This window comes from Terrabacter sp. Root181 (genome assembly GCF_001428505.1).
In the GTDB taxonomy this organism is placed as follows: domain Bacteria; phylum Actinomycetota; class Actinomycetes; order Actinomycetales; family Dermatophilaceae; genus Terrabacter.
In genome coordinates, this window is the sequence record NZ_LMHU01000008.1 from 116,107 (window position 1) to 133,333 (window position 17,227).

General features: G+C 71.6%; 14 protein-coding genes. 7 read left to right on the forward strand and 7 right to left on the reverse strand.

The annotated features are described in order from the left end of the window. Positions 1-26: 26 nt before the first annotated feature. Positions 27-1,424: an amidase gene (locus ASD90_RS16905; RefSeq protein ID WP_255358582.1), complete on the forward strand. Its 1,398-nt coding sequence runs from the start codon at positions 27-29 to the stop codon at positions 1,422-1,424. Positions 1,425-1,524: 100 nt separating this feature from the next. Beyond that, positions 1,525-3,891 (forward strand): Tex family protein, encoded by a 2,367-nt coding sequence (locus ASD90_RS16910; protein WP_056759186.1) that lies wholly within the window; start codon positions 1,525-1,527, stop codon positions 3,889-3,891. Between the two features lie 49 nt (positions 3,892-3,940). On the opposite strand, the gene ASD90_RS16915 is transcribed toward ASD90_RS16910, so the two are convergent. Beyond that, positions 3,941-4,321 (reverse strand): VOC family protein, encoded by a 381-nt coding sequence (locus ASD90_RS16915; protein WP_056759188.1) that lies wholly within the window; start codon positions 4,319-4,321, stop codon positions 3,941-3,943. A gap of 131 nt (positions 4,322-4,452) precedes the next feature. Here ASD90_RS16915 and ASD90_RS16920 point away from each other — a divergent pair, with 131 nt between their 5' ends. After that, positions 4,453-4,887 (forward strand): SRPBCC domain-containing protein, encoded by a 435-nt coding sequence (locus tag ASD90_RS16920; RefSeq protein ID WP_235506728.1) that lies wholly within the window; start codon positions 4,453-4,455, stop codon positions 4,885-4,887. A gap of 42 nt (positions 4,888-4,929) precedes the next feature. Here ASD90_RS16920 and ASD90_RS16925 read toward each other — a convergent pair whose 3' ends face one another. The 3 genes from ASD90_RS16925 to ASD90_RS16935 all read right to left on the reverse strand — a co-directional run bounded on the left by ASD90_RS16925 (position 4,930) and on the right by ASD90_RS16935 (position 8,220). Then, on the reverse strand, positions 4,930-5,853 hold the full coding sequence (locus tag ASD90_RS16925; protein WP_056759190.1) for a universal stress protein: 924 nt from the start codon (positions 5,851-5,853) through the stop codon (positions 4,930-4,932). Between the two features lie 174 nt (positions 5,854-6,027). Further along, on the reverse strand, positions 6,028-7,575 hold the full coding sequence (locus ASD90_RS16930; RefSeq protein WP_082588810.1) for a S8 family serine peptidase: 1,548 nt from the start codon (positions 7,573-7,575) through the stop codon (positions 6,028-6,030). 207 nt (positions 7,576-7,782) lie between these two features. Next, complete coding sequence (locus ASD90_RS16935) at positions 7,783-8,220, reverse strand: ChaB family protein (RefSeq protein WP_056759195.1); 438 nt, start codon at positions 8,218-8,220, stop codon at positions 7,783-7,785. A 232-nt stretch (positions 8,221-8,452) separates the two neighbouring features. Between ASD90_RS16935 and ASD90_RS16940 the strand changes: the two genes are divergently transcribed. The 3 genes from ASD90_RS16940 (at position 8,453) to ASD90_RS16950 (ending at position 11,947) form a co-directional block, all read left to right on the forward strand. Next, entirely contained in the window at positions 8,453-9,916 is a 1,464-nt protein-coding gene (locus ASD90_RS16940; protein ID WP_056759197.1) for an MFS transporter, read from the forward strand. Next, positions 9,913-10,467 (forward strand): universal stress protein, encoded by a 555-nt coding sequence (locus ASD90_RS16945; protein ID WP_056759198.1) that lies wholly within the window; start codon positions 9,913-9,915, stop codon positions 10,465-10,467. The genes ASD90_RS16940 and ASD90_RS16945 overlap by 4 nt, the downstream gene beginning before the upstream one ends. 154 nt (positions 10,468-10,621) lie before the next feature. Next, positions 10,622-11,947, forward strand: a complete 1,326-nt coding sequence (locus ASD90_RS16950; protein WP_082588812.1) for a nuclease-related domain-containing protein — start codon at positions 10,622-10,624, stop codon at positions 11,945-11,947. A 26-nt stretch (positions 11,948-11,973) separates the two neighbouring features. On the opposite strand, the gene ASD90_RS16955 is transcribed toward ASD90_RS16950, so the two are convergent. The 3 genes from ASD90_RS16955 to ASD90_RS16965 form a co-directional block, all read right to left on the reverse strand. After that, positions 11,974-12,873 carry a universal stress protein gene (locus ASD90_RS16955; protein ID WP_056759203.1) on the reverse strand — a complete coding sequence of 300 codons (900 nt, stop codon included), beginning with the start codon at positions 12,871-12,873 and terminating at the stop codon, positions 11,974-11,976. A gap of 25 nt (positions 12,874-12,898) precedes the next feature. Beyond that, positions 12,899-13,840: a universal stress protein gene (locus ASD90_RS16960; RefSeq protein ID WP_056759205.1), complete on the reverse strand. Its 942-nt coding sequence runs from the start codon at positions 13,838-13,840 to the stop codon at positions 12,899-12,901. Between the two features lie 144 nt (positions 13,841-13,984). Next, positions 13,985-15,367: an aminotransferase class V-fold PLP-dependent enzyme gene (locus ASD90_RS16965; protein WP_056759207.1), complete on the reverse strand. Its 1,383-nt coding sequence runs from the start codon at positions 15,365-15,367 to the stop codon at positions 13,985-13,987. Positions 15,368-15,670: 303 nt separating this feature from the next. Between ASD90_RS16965 and ASD90_RS16970 the strand changes: the two genes are divergently transcribed. Further along, positions 15,671-17,191 (forward strand): HNH endonuclease signature motif containing protein, encoded by a 1,521-nt coding sequence (locus ASD90_RS16970; RefSeq protein WP_157623216.1) that lies wholly within the window; start codon positions 15,671-15,673, stop codon positions 17,189-17,191. Positions 17,192-17,227: the final 36 nt, after the last annotated feature.

Below are 17,227 nucleotides of genomic sequence, written 5' to 3' on the forward strand. Positions count from 1 at the left end.
GGGGCATGGAGAGGGAGGCGCAGCACGTGGAACGCAGGCCCGCCGCCCTGACCGCGGTCGAGCTCATGTCGGCGTATGCCGCCGGCACCCTCTCGCCCGTCGAGGTCGTCCGCGACGTGGCCGAGGTCGTGGCGGCCCGAGAACCCACCCTCAACGCGTTGTTCGTCCACGGCCTCCCCGTTGCCCTCGAGCAGGCGGCGGCCAGCGAGCGTCGCCACCGACACGGCCTACCGCAGGGTGCTCTGGACGGCGTCCCCGTGACGGTCAAGGAGAACCTCGGACGTGCAGGCATCCCGCTACCGTCCGGAAGCGCCGGCGTCACGCCGATCGTGCCGCAGCGGAGCAGTCCCGTGGTCGAGCGCCTCGAGGAGGCCGGAGCGATTCTGATCGGGTCGACCGTGATGCCCGACTGGGGCATGCTGAGCTCCGGGGTGTCCAGCCTCCACGGCATCACCCGTTCGCCGTGGGACCAGTCCCTGACGACGGGCGGTTCGAGCTCTGGGGCCGGCGCCGCAGCGGCCGCGGGCTACGGGCCGCTGCACGTCGGCACCGACATCGGTGGCTCGATCCGGTTGCCGGGGACGTGGCTCGGGCTGACGACGCTCAAGCCGAGCGCGGGACGGGTGCCGCTGGACGCGCCCTATCTCGGGAGGGTCGCCGGCCCGATCACCCGAACAGCAGCCGACGCGGCTCTGCTCCTCTCGGTCATCAGTCGCCCGGACCCACGCGACTGGACCAGCCTGCCACCCGAGCTCTTCGACCCGCGTCCGCGGCCCTTCGACCCGGCAGGCCGGCGCATCGGCCTTCACCTCGACGCCGGATGTGGCTTCGACGTCGACCCTGCCGTGCGCGGTGCCGTCGAAGAGGCTGCGAGCGTCTTCGCGAGCGCCGGCGCGACCATCGTCACGCTCGAGCCGTTCCTGCGCCCCGCCTGGCTCGCCGACCTCGACCAGTTCTGGCGCGTGCGCTCCCTCACAGAGCTCGAGTCCCTCGACCCGGCGGGACGGGACCGCGTGCTGCCCTTCGTCCGACGCTGGGCCGAGGGGGCCCGCGGTGTCGACGGGATGGCCGTCCTGCGCGACTACGCGAGCATCATGGCGATGCAGCAGGCCACCGTCGCCGCGACGAGTGCGGTCGACCTCGTGCTCTCGCCGGTCGCGCCGATGCCGGCCTTCCCGGCCGAGTGGCCGATGCCGTGGGGTGACGGCGACGAGGCGATGCCGCACATCGCCTTCACGGCGCCCTACAACATGTCCGGCCAGCCAGCGGGCACGACGAACTGTGGCGGCACGCCCGACGGGCGCTGGATCGGCGTCCAGGTCTCGGGCCAGCGGTTCGACGACTCGACGGTCCTGGCCGCCCTCGCATGGTTCGAGGACCACTGCCCTGACCGGATGCGTCCCCGCTGGCCCATCCACTCCTGACGACGGACGTCTGCCGTCAGGCCCTGCCCGACGACGCCCGGACCGAGCACGGCAGAATGCGGGGCCCGGTGTGTCGACGACGTCAAGGAGAAGAGCCCCCGTGAGCGTGCAGGTGAAGGTGCCGTCCATCGAACGACGCATCGCAGAGGAGCTCGGCGTCCGCGACGGACAGGTGACCGCTGCCGTCGGTCTGCTCGACGGCGGCTCGACGGTCCCCTTCGTGGCTCGCTACCGCAAGGAGGTCACGGGCGGCCTCGACGACACCCAGCTGCGCACGCTCGAGGAGCGGCTCGGCTACCTCCGCGAGCTCGAGGAGCGGCGCGCTGCGGTGCTCGCCTCCGTCGAGGAGCAGGGCAAGCTCGACGACGGGCTCCGCGCGCAGATCCTCGCCGCCGAGACGAAGGCGCGGCTCGAGGACATCTACCTGCCGTTCAAGCCGAAGCGCCGCACCAAGGCGCAGATCGCCCGCGAGGCCGGCCTCGAACCGCTCGCCGACCTCCTGTTCGGCTCCCCCGACACCGACCCGGCCGCTGCCGCGGCAGGTTTCGTCGACGCCGACCGGGAGGTCGCCGACGCCGCCGCCGCTCTCGACGGCGCGCGCGCCATCCTCGTCGAGCGCTTCGCCGAGGACGCCGACCTCATCGGCGACCTCCGCGAGCGGGTCTGGAAGCAGGGCCGGCTCGGCTCGCGCGTCCGTTCCGGCAAGGAGGAGGAGGGCGCCAAGTTCTCGGACTACTTCGACTTCTCCGAGCCGCTCTCGAAGCTCCCGTCCCACCGCATCCTCGCGCTCTTCCGCGGCGAGAAGGAGGACGTGCTCTCCCTGGAGATCAGCCCCGACGACCCCACCGTCGAGGCGCAACCCGGCCCGACGGCATACGAGCGCGCCATCGCGCACCGCTTCGGCATCGAGAACAACGGGCGCCCGGCCGACCAGTGGCTCGCCGACACCGTGCGGTGGGCCTGGCGCCCGAAGATCCTCGTCCACCTCGGCATCGACGCGCGGATGCAGCTGCGTCGCGCCGCCGAGGAGGAGGCCGTACGCGTGTTCGCCGCCAACTTGCGCGACCTGCTGCTCGCGGCCCCTGCGGGCGCGCGCGCCACGATGGGCCTCGACCCGGGCTTCAGGACGGGCGTCAAGGTCGCCGTGGTCGACGGGACGGGCCGCGTCGTCGCGACCGACGTCATCTACCCCCACGTCCCGCAGCACCAGTGGGACCGCTCGCTCGCCACGCTGGCGCGGCTCGCCAAGGAGCACGCGGTCGACCTCATCGCCATCGGCAACGGCACCGCCTCGCGCGAGACCGACCGTCTGGCCGCCGACCTCATCAAGGCCCACCCGGAGCTGAAGCTGACGTCGGCCGTCGTCTCCGAGGCGGGTGCCTCGGTCTACTCCGCCTCCGCGTTCGCGTCGCAGGAGCTGCCCGGCATGGACGTGTCGCTGCGCGGCGCCGTCTCCATCGCCCGGCGCCTCCAGGACCCGCTGGCGGAGCTCGTCAAGATCGACCCGAAGTCGATCGGCGTCGGGCAGTACCAGCACGACATCAGCCAGACCGCGCTGTCGCGCTCACTCGGTGCCGTCGTCGAGGACTGCGTCAACGCCGTCGGGGTCGACGTCAACACTGCGTCCGCTCCCCTCCTGACGCGCGTCTCGGGCATCACGCCCGGCCTGGCCGAGAGCATCGTCGCCCACCGCGACGCGACGGGCCCGTTCCGTACGCGGACGGCGCTCAAGGACGTGCCGCGCCTCGGCCCCAAGGCGTTCGAGCAGGCGGCCGGCTTCCTCCGGATCCCGGGCGGGGACGACCCGCTCGACGCGTCTGCCGTGCACCCCGAGGCCTACCCCGTCGTGCGGCGGATGCTCGAGTCGACCGGGCAGCAGCTCACGTCACTCATCGGCAACACCGCTGCGCTGCAGGCGATCCGGCCCGCCGACTACGTCGACGACACGTTCGGCCTGCCGACGGTCACCGACATCCTGAGCGAGCTCGACAAGCCCGGGCGCGACCCGAGGCCGACCTTCAAGACGGCCACCTTCAAGGACGGTGTCGAGGAGATCAAGCACCTCAAGCCGGGGATGACGCTCGAGGGTGTCGTGACCAACGTCGCCGCCTTCGGCGCCTTCATCGACATCGGCGTCCACCAGGACGGCCTCGCCCACGTGTCGGCGCTGTCGAAGAGCTTCGTCCGCGACCCGCACGACGTCGTGAAGTCGGGCGACGTCGTCATGGTCAAGGTGCTCGACGTCGACGTGCCCCACAAGCGGATCGCGCTCACGCTGCGCCTCGACGACGAGGTGACGCCCGGCGCCCCCAAGGAGCGCGGCGGTCCGCGTGGCAACCAGGGTCGCGGTGGGCAGGGCCGCGGTGGGCAAGGACCCGCGGGCCAGGGCAACCGCCCCCGCCGGGACGAGGCACCTGCCGACAGTGCCATGGCCGACGCCCTGCGCCGGGCCGGCTTCACCGGCTGAGCTGCGGCGCCAGCGCCAGGCGTCGGCGTCAACCGCCAGCCGTCAGCCGTCAGGCGTCGGGGGCGGCGCGGTGGAAGACCGCCTCGACGTTGTTGCCGTCGGGGTCGCGCACGAAGGCGCCGAAGTAGCCAGGGTGGTACTCCGGCCACAGGCGCGGCTCGTGGAGCGACTCGGCGCCGAGCTCGAGTGCCTTCGCGTGGAAGGCCCGCACGGCGTCTACGCTGTCGGCCTGAAACGCACAGTGCATCTCGCGGTTGGGCTCGGTGCCCTGCCAGCGAGTGATCCAGAAGTCGGGGTGGCCCTCGGTGCCGTAGCCGATGGCCACCCCGACGTCCATCTGCCGGCCGTAGCCGAGGACGCCGAGGACCTCGTCGTAGAAGCGGGCGCTGGCGTCGAGGTCCGAGCAGTTGATGCCGTAGTGGTCGATCATGTCCCGAGGCTAGGCCCCAACAGGGTCCGAAGAGGTGCCCACGACCCATTGTCATCCGGGCCAGTCTTTGGTCGACTGTCTGTGGTGGGTCCGGCCCATCAGGGGCCGGTCCGAACGACCCGGAGGTGCCCATGAGCAGTTCAACGCAGTCGATCCCCGAGAACGCAGAGGATGCCGAGCTCGAGGGATCTCCCGCGGGCGTGCACTCGACGCTGACCGTCGGGGCGCCCGTCGACCGGGTGTGGCAGCACCTCATCAGCGCCCGCGGCACCGAGGCCCTACTCGGCCCGGGAGTCACGCTCGGCAACAAGGGCGAGTCGTGGCACAGCACCGACGGCCCCCACGGCGTCGTGCGCAGCTACCACCCGATGGAGCAGGTCCGCGTGTCGTGGCACCCGCACGAGGACGGCCCCCTCAGCATCGTCGACCTCCAGCTCAAGCCGGACGGAGACGGCACGCGGGTCGACCTCTACCACGAGGGCCAGGGCATCGCCGAGGACGGCGCCGGCGACAAGTCGCGCTGGGACGACGCCCTGGGCCGGTTCGCCCAGGCCCTGGACGCCTGACCCGGACGCTGGCCCGGGCGCCTGACCTCAGAGCGCTGACCCTCAGCGGACGACCATGACGGGGCAGGCCGCGTCGTGGATGGCGCGGTGGCTGACCGACCCGAGGAGCATGCCCGCGAAGCCGCCGTGCCCGCGTGAGCCGACGACGATCATCCCAGCCGTCGCACCGAGGTCGGCGAGCGACTGACCAGGGTCGCCGTAGAGCACCTCGGTCGTTACGATGACCTTCGGGTGCAGCGCCCGCACGCGATCGGCCGCGCGCAGGACCGACTGCTCGGCGTTGTCGCGGATCGCGTGGGTCTCCTCCGTGCCGCCCTTGGCGGTCTCGGCATACGTCCACGCCTCCATGGAGCGCGAGTGGGCGACGCGGACGATGTGGAGCACGGCGTTCTCCCGCGCGGCGACCTCGACCGCCGCGTCGACGGCGCGCATCGCGGCGTCCGAGTCGTCGATGCCCACGACGACGTCATGGCCGCGGCCGGGCCTCGGCGGTGACGGGACGTCGTCGGGGGTCTTGCCCTCGGGGCCGCGGAAGACGACGACGGGGCAGTGTGCGTGGGCCGCGACGGCATACGACGTCGAGCCGAGCAGGCCGGCGAGCAGACGTCCGCGGCCGCGGCTTCCGACGACGACGAGATCGGCGTCGCTGGACATCTCGACGAGCTGGGCGGCAGGGCTGCCGAGCCAGTACTGCGTCGTGATCTGTGATGCGTCGAGCGTGGCACCGGCCCGCGTCGCGCCCTCGTCGACGAGCGCCTTGGCGGCGTGCTCGAGCGATGGCTCGATCTCGGACAGGTCCATCGCGGGGAACGCGGGCGTCGAGGCGAGGTTGACGCTGTGCACCAGGGTCAGGTGCTTCCCCTGCTGGCGAGCCGTCTCCGCGGCCCACTCGAGGGCGAGCTGTGATGATGCCGAACCGTCGTAGGCGACGACGATCCCGTATGTGGTCCGCACCTGGCCGTTCATGGTGACCCCTTCTGTCGGTTCGCGTGGCCGGGCCACTGCTCCGGCCACCTCCATCGTCCCGCCCGGCGTGTGGCCGTGGAGGGCTTTGTGACCACACAGACAGGCACCAGCCCAGGGAGGGCGTATGCCGTTCGGCCGGGTCGCGCGACCCGGCCGAACGGCATAAGTGGCGGGTCAGCCGACGGCCTTCAGCGCGTCGATCTCACCTGCCCCGAACCAGCTGTTCTGCGCCAGCGTGCCCTCGCAGGTCTGCGGCGCACCGTTGTCGAGCGCCGGGAAGAAGGCGTACATCGAGACGTCCGTCGGGCACGGCATCGGGTTGACGGCATTCTGGAGCGCGGCAGACAGGGCGCCGCCGGACTTGCCGGTGACGCTGGCGATGAGCGCTGCCACGCCTGCTGCGTGCGGCGACGCCATCGACGTGCCCTGCTGGTAGCAGTAGGTCGCCCCGCTCGCGTCGACGACGCGGCGTGCCGCTAGGCACGTCGTGGTGAGGAGCGACGCCGGCCACGTCGACAGGACGCGCCCGTTGGGGGCGGCCGCCGTCGTCTGCAGGATGGAGTCGCCGCCCGGTGCCGCGACGTCGACCGCCGAGATGCCGTAGGACGAGTAGAACGACTTCATCTGCTTGTTGCCCGTGGCGCTGACGCCGACGACGCCCGGCACCTCGGTCGGGACGACGGCACACGCATTGCTGATGTCCCGGAGCACCGGGGTCGTGTCGTCGGGGCTCGTCGCATCCTGGGTCGGGTGCGACAGGTCGTCGGCCTGGTTGCCCTCGGCCGCGACGACGAGCACGCCGTTGTTCTGGGCGTACTTGATCGCGCGACGTTCGGCGGTCCAGATGGCGCGCTGATCTGCATCGTTGCGGCAGTTGAAGAGCCACGGGTCGGCGAAGTAGCTGTTGTTCGTGACGTCGACACCGTGGGACCCGGCCCACATGAAGGCGCAGACGACGGCCTCGGGGAAGAAGTACCCGTCGGCGTTTCCGGCCTTGATACCCGCGATCTTGATGCTCGGCGCCACGCCAACGATGCCGAGGCCGTTGGCGGCCGCCGCGATGGTGCCGGCGGTGTGGGTGCCGTGGCCGTTGTCGTCGGCCGCGGCTGCCGCGCCCGGGACCGCCAGTCCGCTGACACAGTTCGCGCTGGCCCCCGAGTCGACGTTCGGCGCGAGGTCGGGGTGCGTGTAGTCGAGGCCGGTGTCGATGTCGCCCACGAGGACCGAGGGGTCACCGGTGCTGATCGCGTGGGCCTCGCCGACCTTGATCTGGGTCATGTCCCACTGGAGGCCCGACAGAGAGTCGTTCAGGCCGGCGACACCATTGCCGTTCGTCCCGGTCTGCGTCGTCGTCGACGTGTCCGCGGTGTCGGCCGAGACCGCTCCGCCGTCGATCGCGCTGGCAAACCTCGTCGTGGCCACGGCGCCCTCGACGCCCTTGACCTTGCGCATCTTCGCGGCGAAGTCGGGACTGGCCGACCGCGCGACGACGACGCTGATGGGGGCGTAGGTCGCGACGACCTGACCGCCCGCTGCGGCGACGGCGCTCCCGGCGCCGCTCGTGGAGGTCTTCTCCTTGTACACGACCAGATAGGTCGAGCTGGCGCCCGTCGTGGAGGCGTCGGCCGACGCCACCCCGGTTGCGAGTGCTGCGGCCGCGACGACCGCGACCGCCCCGAGTACTGCAGTCCCCCGAGATCCACCCCTTCGTGAAACGGACATGGCTCTCTCCTCCGCGGCGGCGGCGTGTGCGTCCCGCCGCTCCGGACCGACTCCTGTGGCGGCCCAGTTGTCCACGCTAGGGCCCGCCGAGTCCTCGGCACCGGCCTTCGCCGCATCCTGACAGTCCGCTCGGAGAATGCTGGGACCGATTCGGGCCTTACGGGCGCCGGCGAGCGAATTCTGCCTTGCGGGTGGAGGACTCGTCCGTCAGTCCCGCCCCCGGGCAGCAGCCGTGGCGCGGTCGTTGGCGCGCTGGATCGCCTCGACGAGCTCGGCCTTGGTCATGCTGGACCGGCCCGGCACCCGGAGCCGCCGGGCGATGTCGTAGAGGTGCTGCTTCGAGGCGTTGGCGTCGACGCCTCCCGCCGAGTCCCCGTCATCCAGGTGGGCTCTGGCGTCGGCGCCCCGGCGTTCGGCCTGGCGGTCGCTCGGCCCCTTCTCGGCCTTCTCCTCCCAGTGGTCGCCCACCTTCTCGAAGGAGTGCTTGAGCGACGCGAACGCGGTGCGGTGCGCGCGCTCCCCCTCGCCGTACTGCTCGACCGCGGCAGCGTGCGTGGCGAGCCACGTCTCCTGCGCCTTCCGGGGCGACCGCTCGAGGGTCGAGGGCAGGTCCGTTGCGCCGCTCGTTCGCTTCCTGGCCGGCATGTCGTCCTCCTGCGCTGTCGAAGCAGGGCTCGCCGTGCCCCGCACCGGCCACGTACCCAGCCGGACCGCCCGCGACCACCCGACGGCATACGCACCCGGCTGCGGCAGGGGGCAAACCGTCACGAAGCACGTTCGTCGGGCACGCGCAGGGGCTACGGACTGCGGCGGTGAGGACGCGGCGCCGCGCGCCCTGACCCGACGGTTCACAGCGATTCGGATCGAAGGAGATGGGATGAGCGAGGCTGTCGCACAACGCACGGACGGTGCCGTCAGGAGTCTGGTACCGGCCCGCATGGACCGGCTTCCGTGGACGAAGTTCCACTGGTCGGTCGTCTTCGGACTCGGGGTGTCCTGGATCCTCGACGGACTCGAGATCCAGATCGTGTCCGAGTCGGGCTTCCAGAAGACGCTCGGCATGTCGGCCGCACAGGTGGGCCTGACGGGCACCGTCTACCTCGTCGGCCAGGTCGTCGGGGCGCTGACGTTCGGTCGTCTGACCGACCGGCTCGGGCGCCGCCGACTGTTCATCATGACCCTGGTCATCTACCTGATCGGGTCGGGCCTCGCCGGCCTCTCGCCGAACATGTGGTTCCTGTGGGTCTGCCGGTTCATCGCCGGCATGGGCATCGGTGGTGAGTACACCGCGATCAACTCGGCCATCGACGAGCTGATCCCGTCCCGGTTCCGTGGTCGCGTCGACATCGCGATCAACGGGACGTACTGGTTCGGCGCGTTCTTCGGGGCGCTCGCGAACCTCTACCTGCTCAACCCCGACAACGTCGCCGAGAACGTCGGCTGGCGGCTCGCGTTCTTCATCGGTCCGATCCTCGGCCTGTCGATCATCTGGCTGCGCCGACACATCCCGGAGAGCCCGCGCTGGCTGCTGACGCACGGTCGTGCCGACGAGGCCGACCGCACGGTGGACGAGATCGAGGAGCGGGTGCGCCGTGAGGGCGGCGAGATCCCCGAGGTCGACGACAGCAAGGCGATCCTCGTCAAGCCCGAGGAGTCCATGGGCCCCAAGGTGCTGTGGGACGTCTTCGTCCGGCGCTACGGTCGCCGGACGGTACTCGGCCTGACCATGATGGTGACGCAGTCCTTCCTCTACAACGCGATCTTCTTCACGTATGCGTTGGTCCTGACGAACTTCTACGGCATCAGCAAGGCCGACACCTCGCTCTACTTCCTGCCCTTCGCGGCGGGCAACCTGCTCGGCCCGCTGCTGCTGGGTCACCTCTTCGACACCATCGGGCGTCGCAAGATGATCTTCAGCACCTACACGATCGCTGGTCTCGTCCTGCTCGTGTCGGCCTGGGCCTTCCACGCCGAGATCCTCACGGCGACGACGCACACGATCTTCTGGTGCGTCTCGTTCTTCTTCGCGTCGGCCGGGGCGTCGGCGGCCTACCTCACCGTGAGCGAGATCTTCCCGCTCGAGGTGCGCGGCCAGGCGATCAGCTACTTCTTCGTCGTCGCCCAGTGCGCCGGCGCCGTCGCACCCGTGCTCTACGGCGCGCTCATCGGCGAAGGCACGGACCGCGGCCCGCTCACCTGGGGCTACGTCGCCGGCGGGGTGATCATGATCATCGGCGGAGCCGTGGCCCTCGCGATCGGGATCGACGCGGAGCAGAAGTCGCTCGAGGACGTCGCCGACCCCCTGAGCAAGATCTCCGAGGAGTCAGGGGCGAGGGCATGAACCTCGCTGATCTTGGGCGCGAGCACACCATCGTCGTCGGGGTGAGCCCGACGAGCGGCTCCCCCGGGGCCCTTCGGTGGGCGGTCGAGCAGGCCGCGGTGCGCGGTGGCCGCGTCGTGGCGGTGCGGGCCTGGCGCCCGCACGCACCCGAGACGGCGACCGGCGGCCGGGTGCCGTCGGTCGTCTCGGACGACAGCGCCCTGGCTGCGGAGCAGTCGCGCCTGGCCGAGGACGTCGCCCACGTCCTCGGCCGCGACCACCTTGTCGAGACGCGGGTCGTCGCGGGCAAGCGGCGGGCCGTGCTCGCGGAGGAGGGCCGCCACGCCGACCTCGTCGTCATCGACGCCGGCCACTCCACCGAGGTCGGCGCCCGCTGGCTCGGAAGTCGGCTGGTGCGCGCCTCGAGGTGCCCCGTCGTCGTCGTGCCACCGGCGCTCGGCGGCCGCGGCCCCAGTGCCCTCGGCGTGACCGCCGGCCGGTTGGGTCGCTCGGTCGAACGCGCCGCCGGGACTGCCGGCCGGCCCGGCTTTCAGCGCCCGCCCTCGGGCTGAACACGCCGCCTCTCGCGCTCGCCGCCTCACGCGGTCGTATGCCGCGTGGCCCGGTCCCGGGGACCCGAATCCTCTGCGAGTTGCACCGATTCGGACCCGGGACGGGCCGACCCGTGCCTAGAGTCTCCGGCGACAGGGGCACAGGGGGCTCGGTATGGCAGCAGGCGGGTCGGCGCAGTCACGCGCCGAGAAACTCAGGGCAGAGGCCGCGCAGGCGCGTGCCCGGGCGGACGCACTGGAGGCCGAGGCCGGCGCCTGGGCTGCCGGCGCCGATGGCGAGAGGCGCGTGGCCGGCGTGCTGGGACTCCTCCCGGTCGGGTGGCACGTCCACCACGACAGACTCCTGCGCCCAGGGCGCACGCTCACGAACCTCGACCACGTCGTCATCGGTCCATCGGGCGTCTACCTCGTCGACACGAAGAACTGGGCCGGTGGCACCAGCGTCCACGACGGGAACCTCTGGCAACACACCAGCAGCAGCTCGCCCAAGGGACGAGAGCTCGACAACGTGGCGCGCTTCGCCGGTGAGATGGAGAAGACGCTCGGTCTGCCTGTCGTCCCGGTCATCGCCCTGGCGGGTGGACGCTCCGCATCCTTCCCGCGACAGCGCGTGCGTGGGGTCGAGATCATCCCCGCCGACGACCTCGTCAGCTGGCTGCTGGATCAACCCCCGGCGCCCGACGGTCAGGGCGTGGAGCTCCTGTCCCGACGGGTCGCTCACACCTATCCGCCGGCGTCGGCCGACACGTCTCCCGGCGCGGATCGTGACGTGCTCACGGTCGTCGACGTCCTCGGCGCCGAACGGACGCCGCCTGCCCGCACCGCGTCGCCAGTCGCGACGTCCTCGAGCCCTGGACCGCCGCGCCGACCCGCGCGCCGCCGCACTGGACGCCGTCGGGGCTCGGTGGTCTCCGGTCTCATCGCCGTGGCGGCCCTGTGGGCCTTCAGCCAGATCGGTCCACACGTCATACCCGCTCTGCTTGACGCTCGGAAAGGGGCCTCGCCCTCGGCGTCGGTCGGGACTGCACCGCCACCAGGACCTTCCAAGCCCTGCCTGTCGCTGGCCGGCCCCACCATCCGAAAGCTGACCGGCGCCAAGGCCGCCATCGAGAAGCCCACAGCCAGTGACGACGTCTGCACGTGGTGGTTGTCCAAACCTCGTTCTTCGTCGGACAGTGCGGACATCACGGTTGAGATGGGCCGGATGGTCGAGGTGCGCTTCGCTGCATCCGGCACGGCGGGGCCCCGAACGGACCAGCAGCCCGGTGAGGTCTCCGCATGGCTGCCCCAGAACACCACACTGCCCGGCTGGAAGACCGGCGCCCGGGCGCCGCAGCCGTTCATCATCTGGCTTCGGTTCAGCTATCCCGACGGGGCGAGCGACGACAAGGCCCGGTCGGTCGAGGCTGAGGCCGAGAAGAGGGTGACGCGCTTGGCCGAGGAGCTCGCCAAGGCCCTTGCCGCTCGGCGGAGCACCTGACCTGACCAGCAGAGCACTGCCGAACGTCAGGGCACGAGCATGACGGGGCAGGTCGCGTCGTGGATGAGCCGGTACGACGGGTCTCCGGCCAGCACGGCCGTGACGCCGCTTCTGTGTGGGGCGCCGACGACGAGCAGGCCCGAGCGGCTGGAGGTCTCCGCGAGGGTCGAAACCGGATCGCCGTCGAGCCTGTCGACAGTGACCACGAGCCCGGGGTGACGGGACGCGAGGGACGCGACGGCATACGGAAGCCTCTGCGCAGCGACGTCGCTGACGCCGCCACCCCCGACGGTGACGAGGCGCAGCGGGGCCGCGCAGGCGTCCGCGATCCGCGCTGCGGCCGACACGATCCGTCCTGCACGAGCGGCATGCGCCTCGCCATCGCCATGGCGCAGCGCGCAGACGACCTCTCGATCCGTCCCGCGAATGCGCAGGTCGTCATGCGCGCCGCGCGCCGGACGGCCGACGTCGTGCAGGACGACCACGGGGCAGTACGCGTGCGCGACGACGGCGTAGGAGACGGAGCCGATGAGCGCGCTGCGCGCCCGCCCGCGACCGCGCGTGCCGAGGACCACCAGCTCGGCTGACATCGACGCGTCCACCAGCCCTGCTGCCGGCCCGCCGAAGGCGTGCACGGCACGCACTCGGGACCGGGCGAGTGGGCGGCCGGGCCACGTCGACGGGCCCCCGACGAGCGTCTCCGCCACCATCTCGAGCGGCGGGCTCAGGGGACGCAGGGCGTAGCCCCGTCGGCTCGGCACGAGGTCGAGCTCGACGGCGTGCACGATCTTCAGGGTGTCCTCGAGGGCGGACGAGATGGCCGCAGCCCACACGAGCGCCCGCTGGGCAGCGGGTGACCCGTTGTAGCCCACCACGATCTGGCCACCGGTCGACCCGGGACCGAAGAGGTGAGTTCCCTTGACCACCAGTGGAGTCGAGTCAACGGTCGCGTCAGTGGATCACCATGACGGGACAGGGCGAGTCGTGGACGACCCGGTGGCTGACCGAGCCGAGGAGCATCCCGGTGAAGCCGCCGTGACCGCGGGACCCCATGACGACGAGCCCGGCCCTGACGTCCACGGCGTAGGCGGCGATCGCCGCACCGGCACCGCCGCCGAGGACGCTCGTCTGGACGTCGAGCCCCGGGTGGGCGCGCCGTGCGTCCTCGGCGACGTCACGCAGCGCCTGGCCGACGTGGAGGTGCATCTGGTCGATCATCTCCTCGCGCCCGAGGATCGTGTCGGTCTCGGGCCAGGCCTCGAGGCCACCCACGTTGTCGACCGCCACGACGTGGAGCGGCGCCTCCGCGGCCGTGGCGATCTGGACGGCGGTCTCGAGCGCCTTCTGGGAGTTCTTCGAGTCGTCGAAGGCGACCACGACCGGGTGGGACGGGCCCGCGTGGATCACCGAGGTACCGCGCACGACGACCGCGGGGCAGTGCGCGTGGGCGGTGACGGCATACGACGTCGAGCCCAGCAGACCCCCTGAGACCGCGCCATGACCCCGAGACCCCGTGACGACGAGATCGGCCTGGGACGAGATGCCGACGAGCTCGGCAGCCGCGCCGCCGATGACGCTCAGGGGGTGGACGTCCTTGCGGTCCAAGGTCTTTGCGGCGATGTCGACGGCCTCCGCGAGGACACCCCGGGACATCTCCTCGTAGGCGTGGGCCTGGACCCCGGGGTCGTACGCGCGGAAGGTCGGCGTCATCGTCAGGCCGACGCAGTGCAGCAGCGTCAGCTGGCGGTCGTCACGCTTGGCGGTCTCGATGGCCCAGTCGAGGGCCAGTCGTGAGCCCGGAGACCCGTCGTAGCCGACGACGATGCCGGGGTCCATGGTCTCGTCGGTCGACTCGTGCGTCGACTCGTTCGGCGAGCTGACTGCGGCGCTCATCGCTCTCCCCTTCTACGGCGGTCGGGGCCGCATGCTCCGGCCACTCCCATCGTCCCGCTTCGGGGGCGCGTCGGCAGCGAGTTGTGACAGCGCAGACAGGTCCACCGACCGCGCAGACCGCATGGGCACCGCAGCAGTCCCGGCTCACGACGACGCGGCAGCTCGGAGGATCGCGTCGGCGGAGAGGTCGATGTCGCGCTCGGTGGTCGTCGCGTTGGACACCGAGATGCGGAGGAGGCGCTGTCCGTGCCACGTCGTGCCCCCGACCCAGCACGTGCCCTCGCGCTGGACGGTGTCGACGATGGCGTCGGTGCTGCTCGGGTCGCCGATGCTCACGAGGACCTGGTTGAGGACGACGTCGTTGTGGATCGTCGCCCCGCCTGAGGCGAGGCGCTCGGCCATGCGCCGGGCCAGGGCGCACGAGCGGTCGACGAGGTCGGCGACGCCCTGGCTGCCGAGTTCGCGGAGCGCTGCCCACACCACGAATCCCCGTGCACGCCGGGACGATTCGGGAGTCAGGTCGCCAAGCACATAGTCGGATTCCACTCCTGACCCCGTGAGGTATGCCGCGGAGTACGACATCGTGGCAGCGTGCAGTGTCGCGTCGGCGCAGAACGCGAGGCCGCAGTCATAGGGGACGTTGAGCCACTTGTGGGCGTCCGTCCCCCACGAGTCGGCGAGCTCGACACCGTCGACGAGGTGGGCGGTCCGGGGGCTCGCCGCCGCCCAGAGCCCGAAGGCACCGTCGACGTGGACCCATGCGCGGTGCTCGTGCGCGGCGGCCGTCGCTGTCCTGAGGTCGTCGCACGCCCCGGTGTTGACGTTGCCCGCCTGGAGACAGACGATCACGGGCCGGTCCCCGAGCGCGTCGAGGGTGGTGTGAAGCCGGTCGACGTCGATGGCGCCCTCCGTGGTCGCCGCGACGGGCTCGATGCTGCGCGTGCCGAAACCGAGCAGGCGCGCCGCCCGGTCGATCGTGGCGTGGCGTTCCTCGCTCGCGACGATGGCGACGTGCGGCGCCCCGAAGAGACCGTCGCGCGCGACGTCCCAACCCAGGTCAGCCAGCACGCGCTGCCGCCCGATCGCGAGGCCGACGGTGTTCGCCGCCTGCGCGCCGGTGACGAACCCGACCGAGGCGGTCGCGGGAAGCCCCAACAGCTGCTTGGCCCAGCCGCCGGCCGATCGTTCGGCGGCTGCGGCGGCCGGCGAGAGGACCTCGTTGTAGGCGCACTGGTCCCAGCCGGCGGCGAGCAGGTCCGCGGCAGTCGCCGCTGGTGACGCACCCCCGATGACGAAGCCGAAGAAGCGGGGACCGACGGTGCCGACGATTCCGGGGCCGGCGGCTGCGACCAGGTCGTCGACGACCTGATCCGCGTCCGTGGGGTGCACCGGGAGCGGACCGCCGAAGGCCGCCGCCAGGGCGACACGATCGGCCGTGGGCTGTACCGGCCGGTCGGCGACGGAGGAGCGGTGACGGGCGCCCTCGGCGGCTGCGCGCGCGAAGAGCTGGTCGAGGTCGACGTCCATCCCCGCACGCTCCTCCGCCGGGACGCGGAAGCGCAAGGGGCGGTCCGAACCGACCGACGGGACCGTGGCGTGAGGACGTCTCGAGCCGACTCGTGCAGGTCTCGGCATGAGGCAATTACACTGTGGCACAAAGGCAATCCGCGTTTCGGGGCTTGACACTTAGTCGAACACCTGTTCTACTGGAGTATGGACGGGGCACTGGCAGTGAGGTCACACTCGTGGCCTGACCGCGCCCCCGAGGCTGATGCCGTCGTCGACCTCGACCACCTGGCCGGCCTCTATCGGTCGCGAGCATCGAGTCGGATGCCGCTCCTGCAGCGAGACCTGTCGCTCCTCGAGAGGACCCTGCGCAAGCACGTCGCCGAGTCGCTGCTGGCCCATGTCGTGCCGGCGCTCGTCAGCGAGCTGCTCGAGGCCGTTGGGGACGACCTGTCACCGGCGCAGCCCGACGAGGCGAGGTCGGACCTCGAGGCGCTGGCCGACGCGGAGCTCAGGGTGGTCGAGTCGGTCGAGCGCTGCAAGTCAGTGCTCGACGCCATCGGCCTGGAGTCGCTGGCTCGGTTGCGCTCGACCATCGAGTCGAGTGAGCTGGAGCGCTTCGCCGATCTCGGACGACCGCGACCTCCCGGCTGGGTCGACGCCGACGAGCTGACGGCGATGGAGGTCTCCACGGCGACGGGGCTCGGCACCCAGGAGGTGCGGGCTCGGCTCGACCTGGCCACCGCGGGCACGTCCGGCGCGGCCGACCTGCGCCGTCGCCTGCAGAGGGGCGCGGTCACGCTCTACCGCGCGTGCACGATCCAGAGCGAGCTCGCCGCCTTGCCGCCCGAGTGCGGGCCGGGGATCGTCGAGGCGGCGCTCCGGTCCAAGGACGATGCCCCACCGTCCCCCACGCTCTTCCGCCAGCGACTCACGCGCGCCTGCCTGGCCGCCGACCGCGAGGCCGCTGAGCGCCGGCGCGCGGCCCGGCGGCGGCGTGGTGCCCACGCCCGCATCGACCGCGACGGTCTCGGGGTGCTCACCGTCGTCAACGACGCGGACAAGATCGTCGCTGCCATGGAGCGCGCGGATGCCGTGGCCCGCGCCGCCCGGGCGCAGGGTGACCCGCGCGACCTCGACTCGCTGCGCGCCGACGTCATCACCGACACCCTGATGTTCGGCTGGCCCGAGAGCACCGACATCGGGCGCTCGGCGTCCGACGTGGCGGCGCCGGTTGATGACGTATGCCGTTCGGGCAGTGAGTGGTTCACCCGACTCGGTCGACGGCCGGCAGCGGTTGTGACCATCGTGGTGCCGTTCACGACGGCGGTCGGTCTCACCGACGCCCCGTGCGAGGTCCCGGGCCGCGGCTGGGTGACGGCCGAGCACGCCCGCCAGATCATGCTCAACGACGGCTCCGCCTGGCGACGCCTGGCTGTCGATGCCGACACCGGCGCCGCCCTGCACCTCGAGACGCGCGCCTACCAGCCGACTCCTGCGATGCGAGCCCACGTCGAGGCCGTCGACGGGACGTGTCGTGCTCCGGGATGCACCGTGCCGGCAGCCCGGTGCGACCTCGACCACGACACGCCGTGGCCGCACGGTCCGACCGAGGTCACCAACCTCACCAGCAAGCACCGGCCACACCACAACCTCCACACCCACGGGCACTGGCCCGTGCGCCGTGATGGTGATCGGGTTCGCTGGCGCACCAAGGCCGGCCGCCTCTACGACACGCATCCGAAGGACTGGCTCGATGGCGTGCGCAACGCGCCTCCGTCACGACCATCCACGAAGCCGCTCGCCGCGCGGGACTCGATCGATCCCGAACCGCCGCCCTTCTGAGCGTGCGGCTCAGCGCGCCGTGCTGATCGGCATTGC

Bases quoted from the DNA above. Each gene is read 5' to 3' on its own strand.
- ASD90_RS16945 (WP_056759198.1), top strand. From the start codon at position 9,913: ATGAACCTCGCTGATCTTGGGCGCGAGCACACCATCGTCGTCGGGGTG.
- ASD90_RS16970 (WP_157623216.1), top strand. From the start codon at position 15,671: ATGCCGCTCCTGCAGCGAGACCTGTCGCTCCTCGAGAGGACCCTGCGC.
- ASD90_RS16965 (WP_056759207.1), bottom strand. From the start codon at position 15,367: ATGGACGTCGACCTCGACCAGCTCTTCGCGCGCGCAGCCGCCGAGGGC.
- ASD90_RS16930 (WP_082588810.1), bottom strand. From the start codon at position 7,575: ATGTCCGTTTCACGAAGGGGTGGATCTCGGGGGACTGCAGTACTCGGG.
- ASD90_RS16925 (WP_056759190.1), bottom strand. From the start codon at position 5,853: ATGAACGGCCAGGTGCGGACCACATACGGGATCGTCGTCGCCTACGAC.
- ASD90_RS16950 (WP_082588812.1), top strand. From the start codon at position 10,622: ATGGCAGCAGGCGGGTCGGCGCAGTCACGCGCCGAGAAACTCAGGGCA.
- ASD90_RS16915 (WP_056759188.1), bottom strand. From the start codon at position 4,321: ATGATCGACCACTACGGCATCAACTGCTCGGACCTCGACGCCAGCGCC.
- ASD90_RS16920 (WP_235506728.1), top strand. From the start codon at position 4,453: ATGAGCAGTTCAACGCAGTCGATCCCCGAGAACGCAGAGGATGCCGAG.
- ASD90_RS16935 (WP_056759195.1), bottom strand. From the start codon at position 8,220: ATGCCGGCCAGGAAGCGAACGAGCGGCGCAACGGACCTGCCCTCGACC.
- ASD90_RS16960 (WP_056759205.1), bottom strand. From the start codon at position 13,840: ATGAGCGCCGCAGTCAGCTCGCCGAACGAGTCGACGCACGAGTCGACC.
- ASD90_RS16940 (WP_056759197.1), top strand. From the start codon at position 8,453: ATGAGCGAGGCTGTCGCACAACGCACGGACGGTGCCGTCAGGAGTCTG.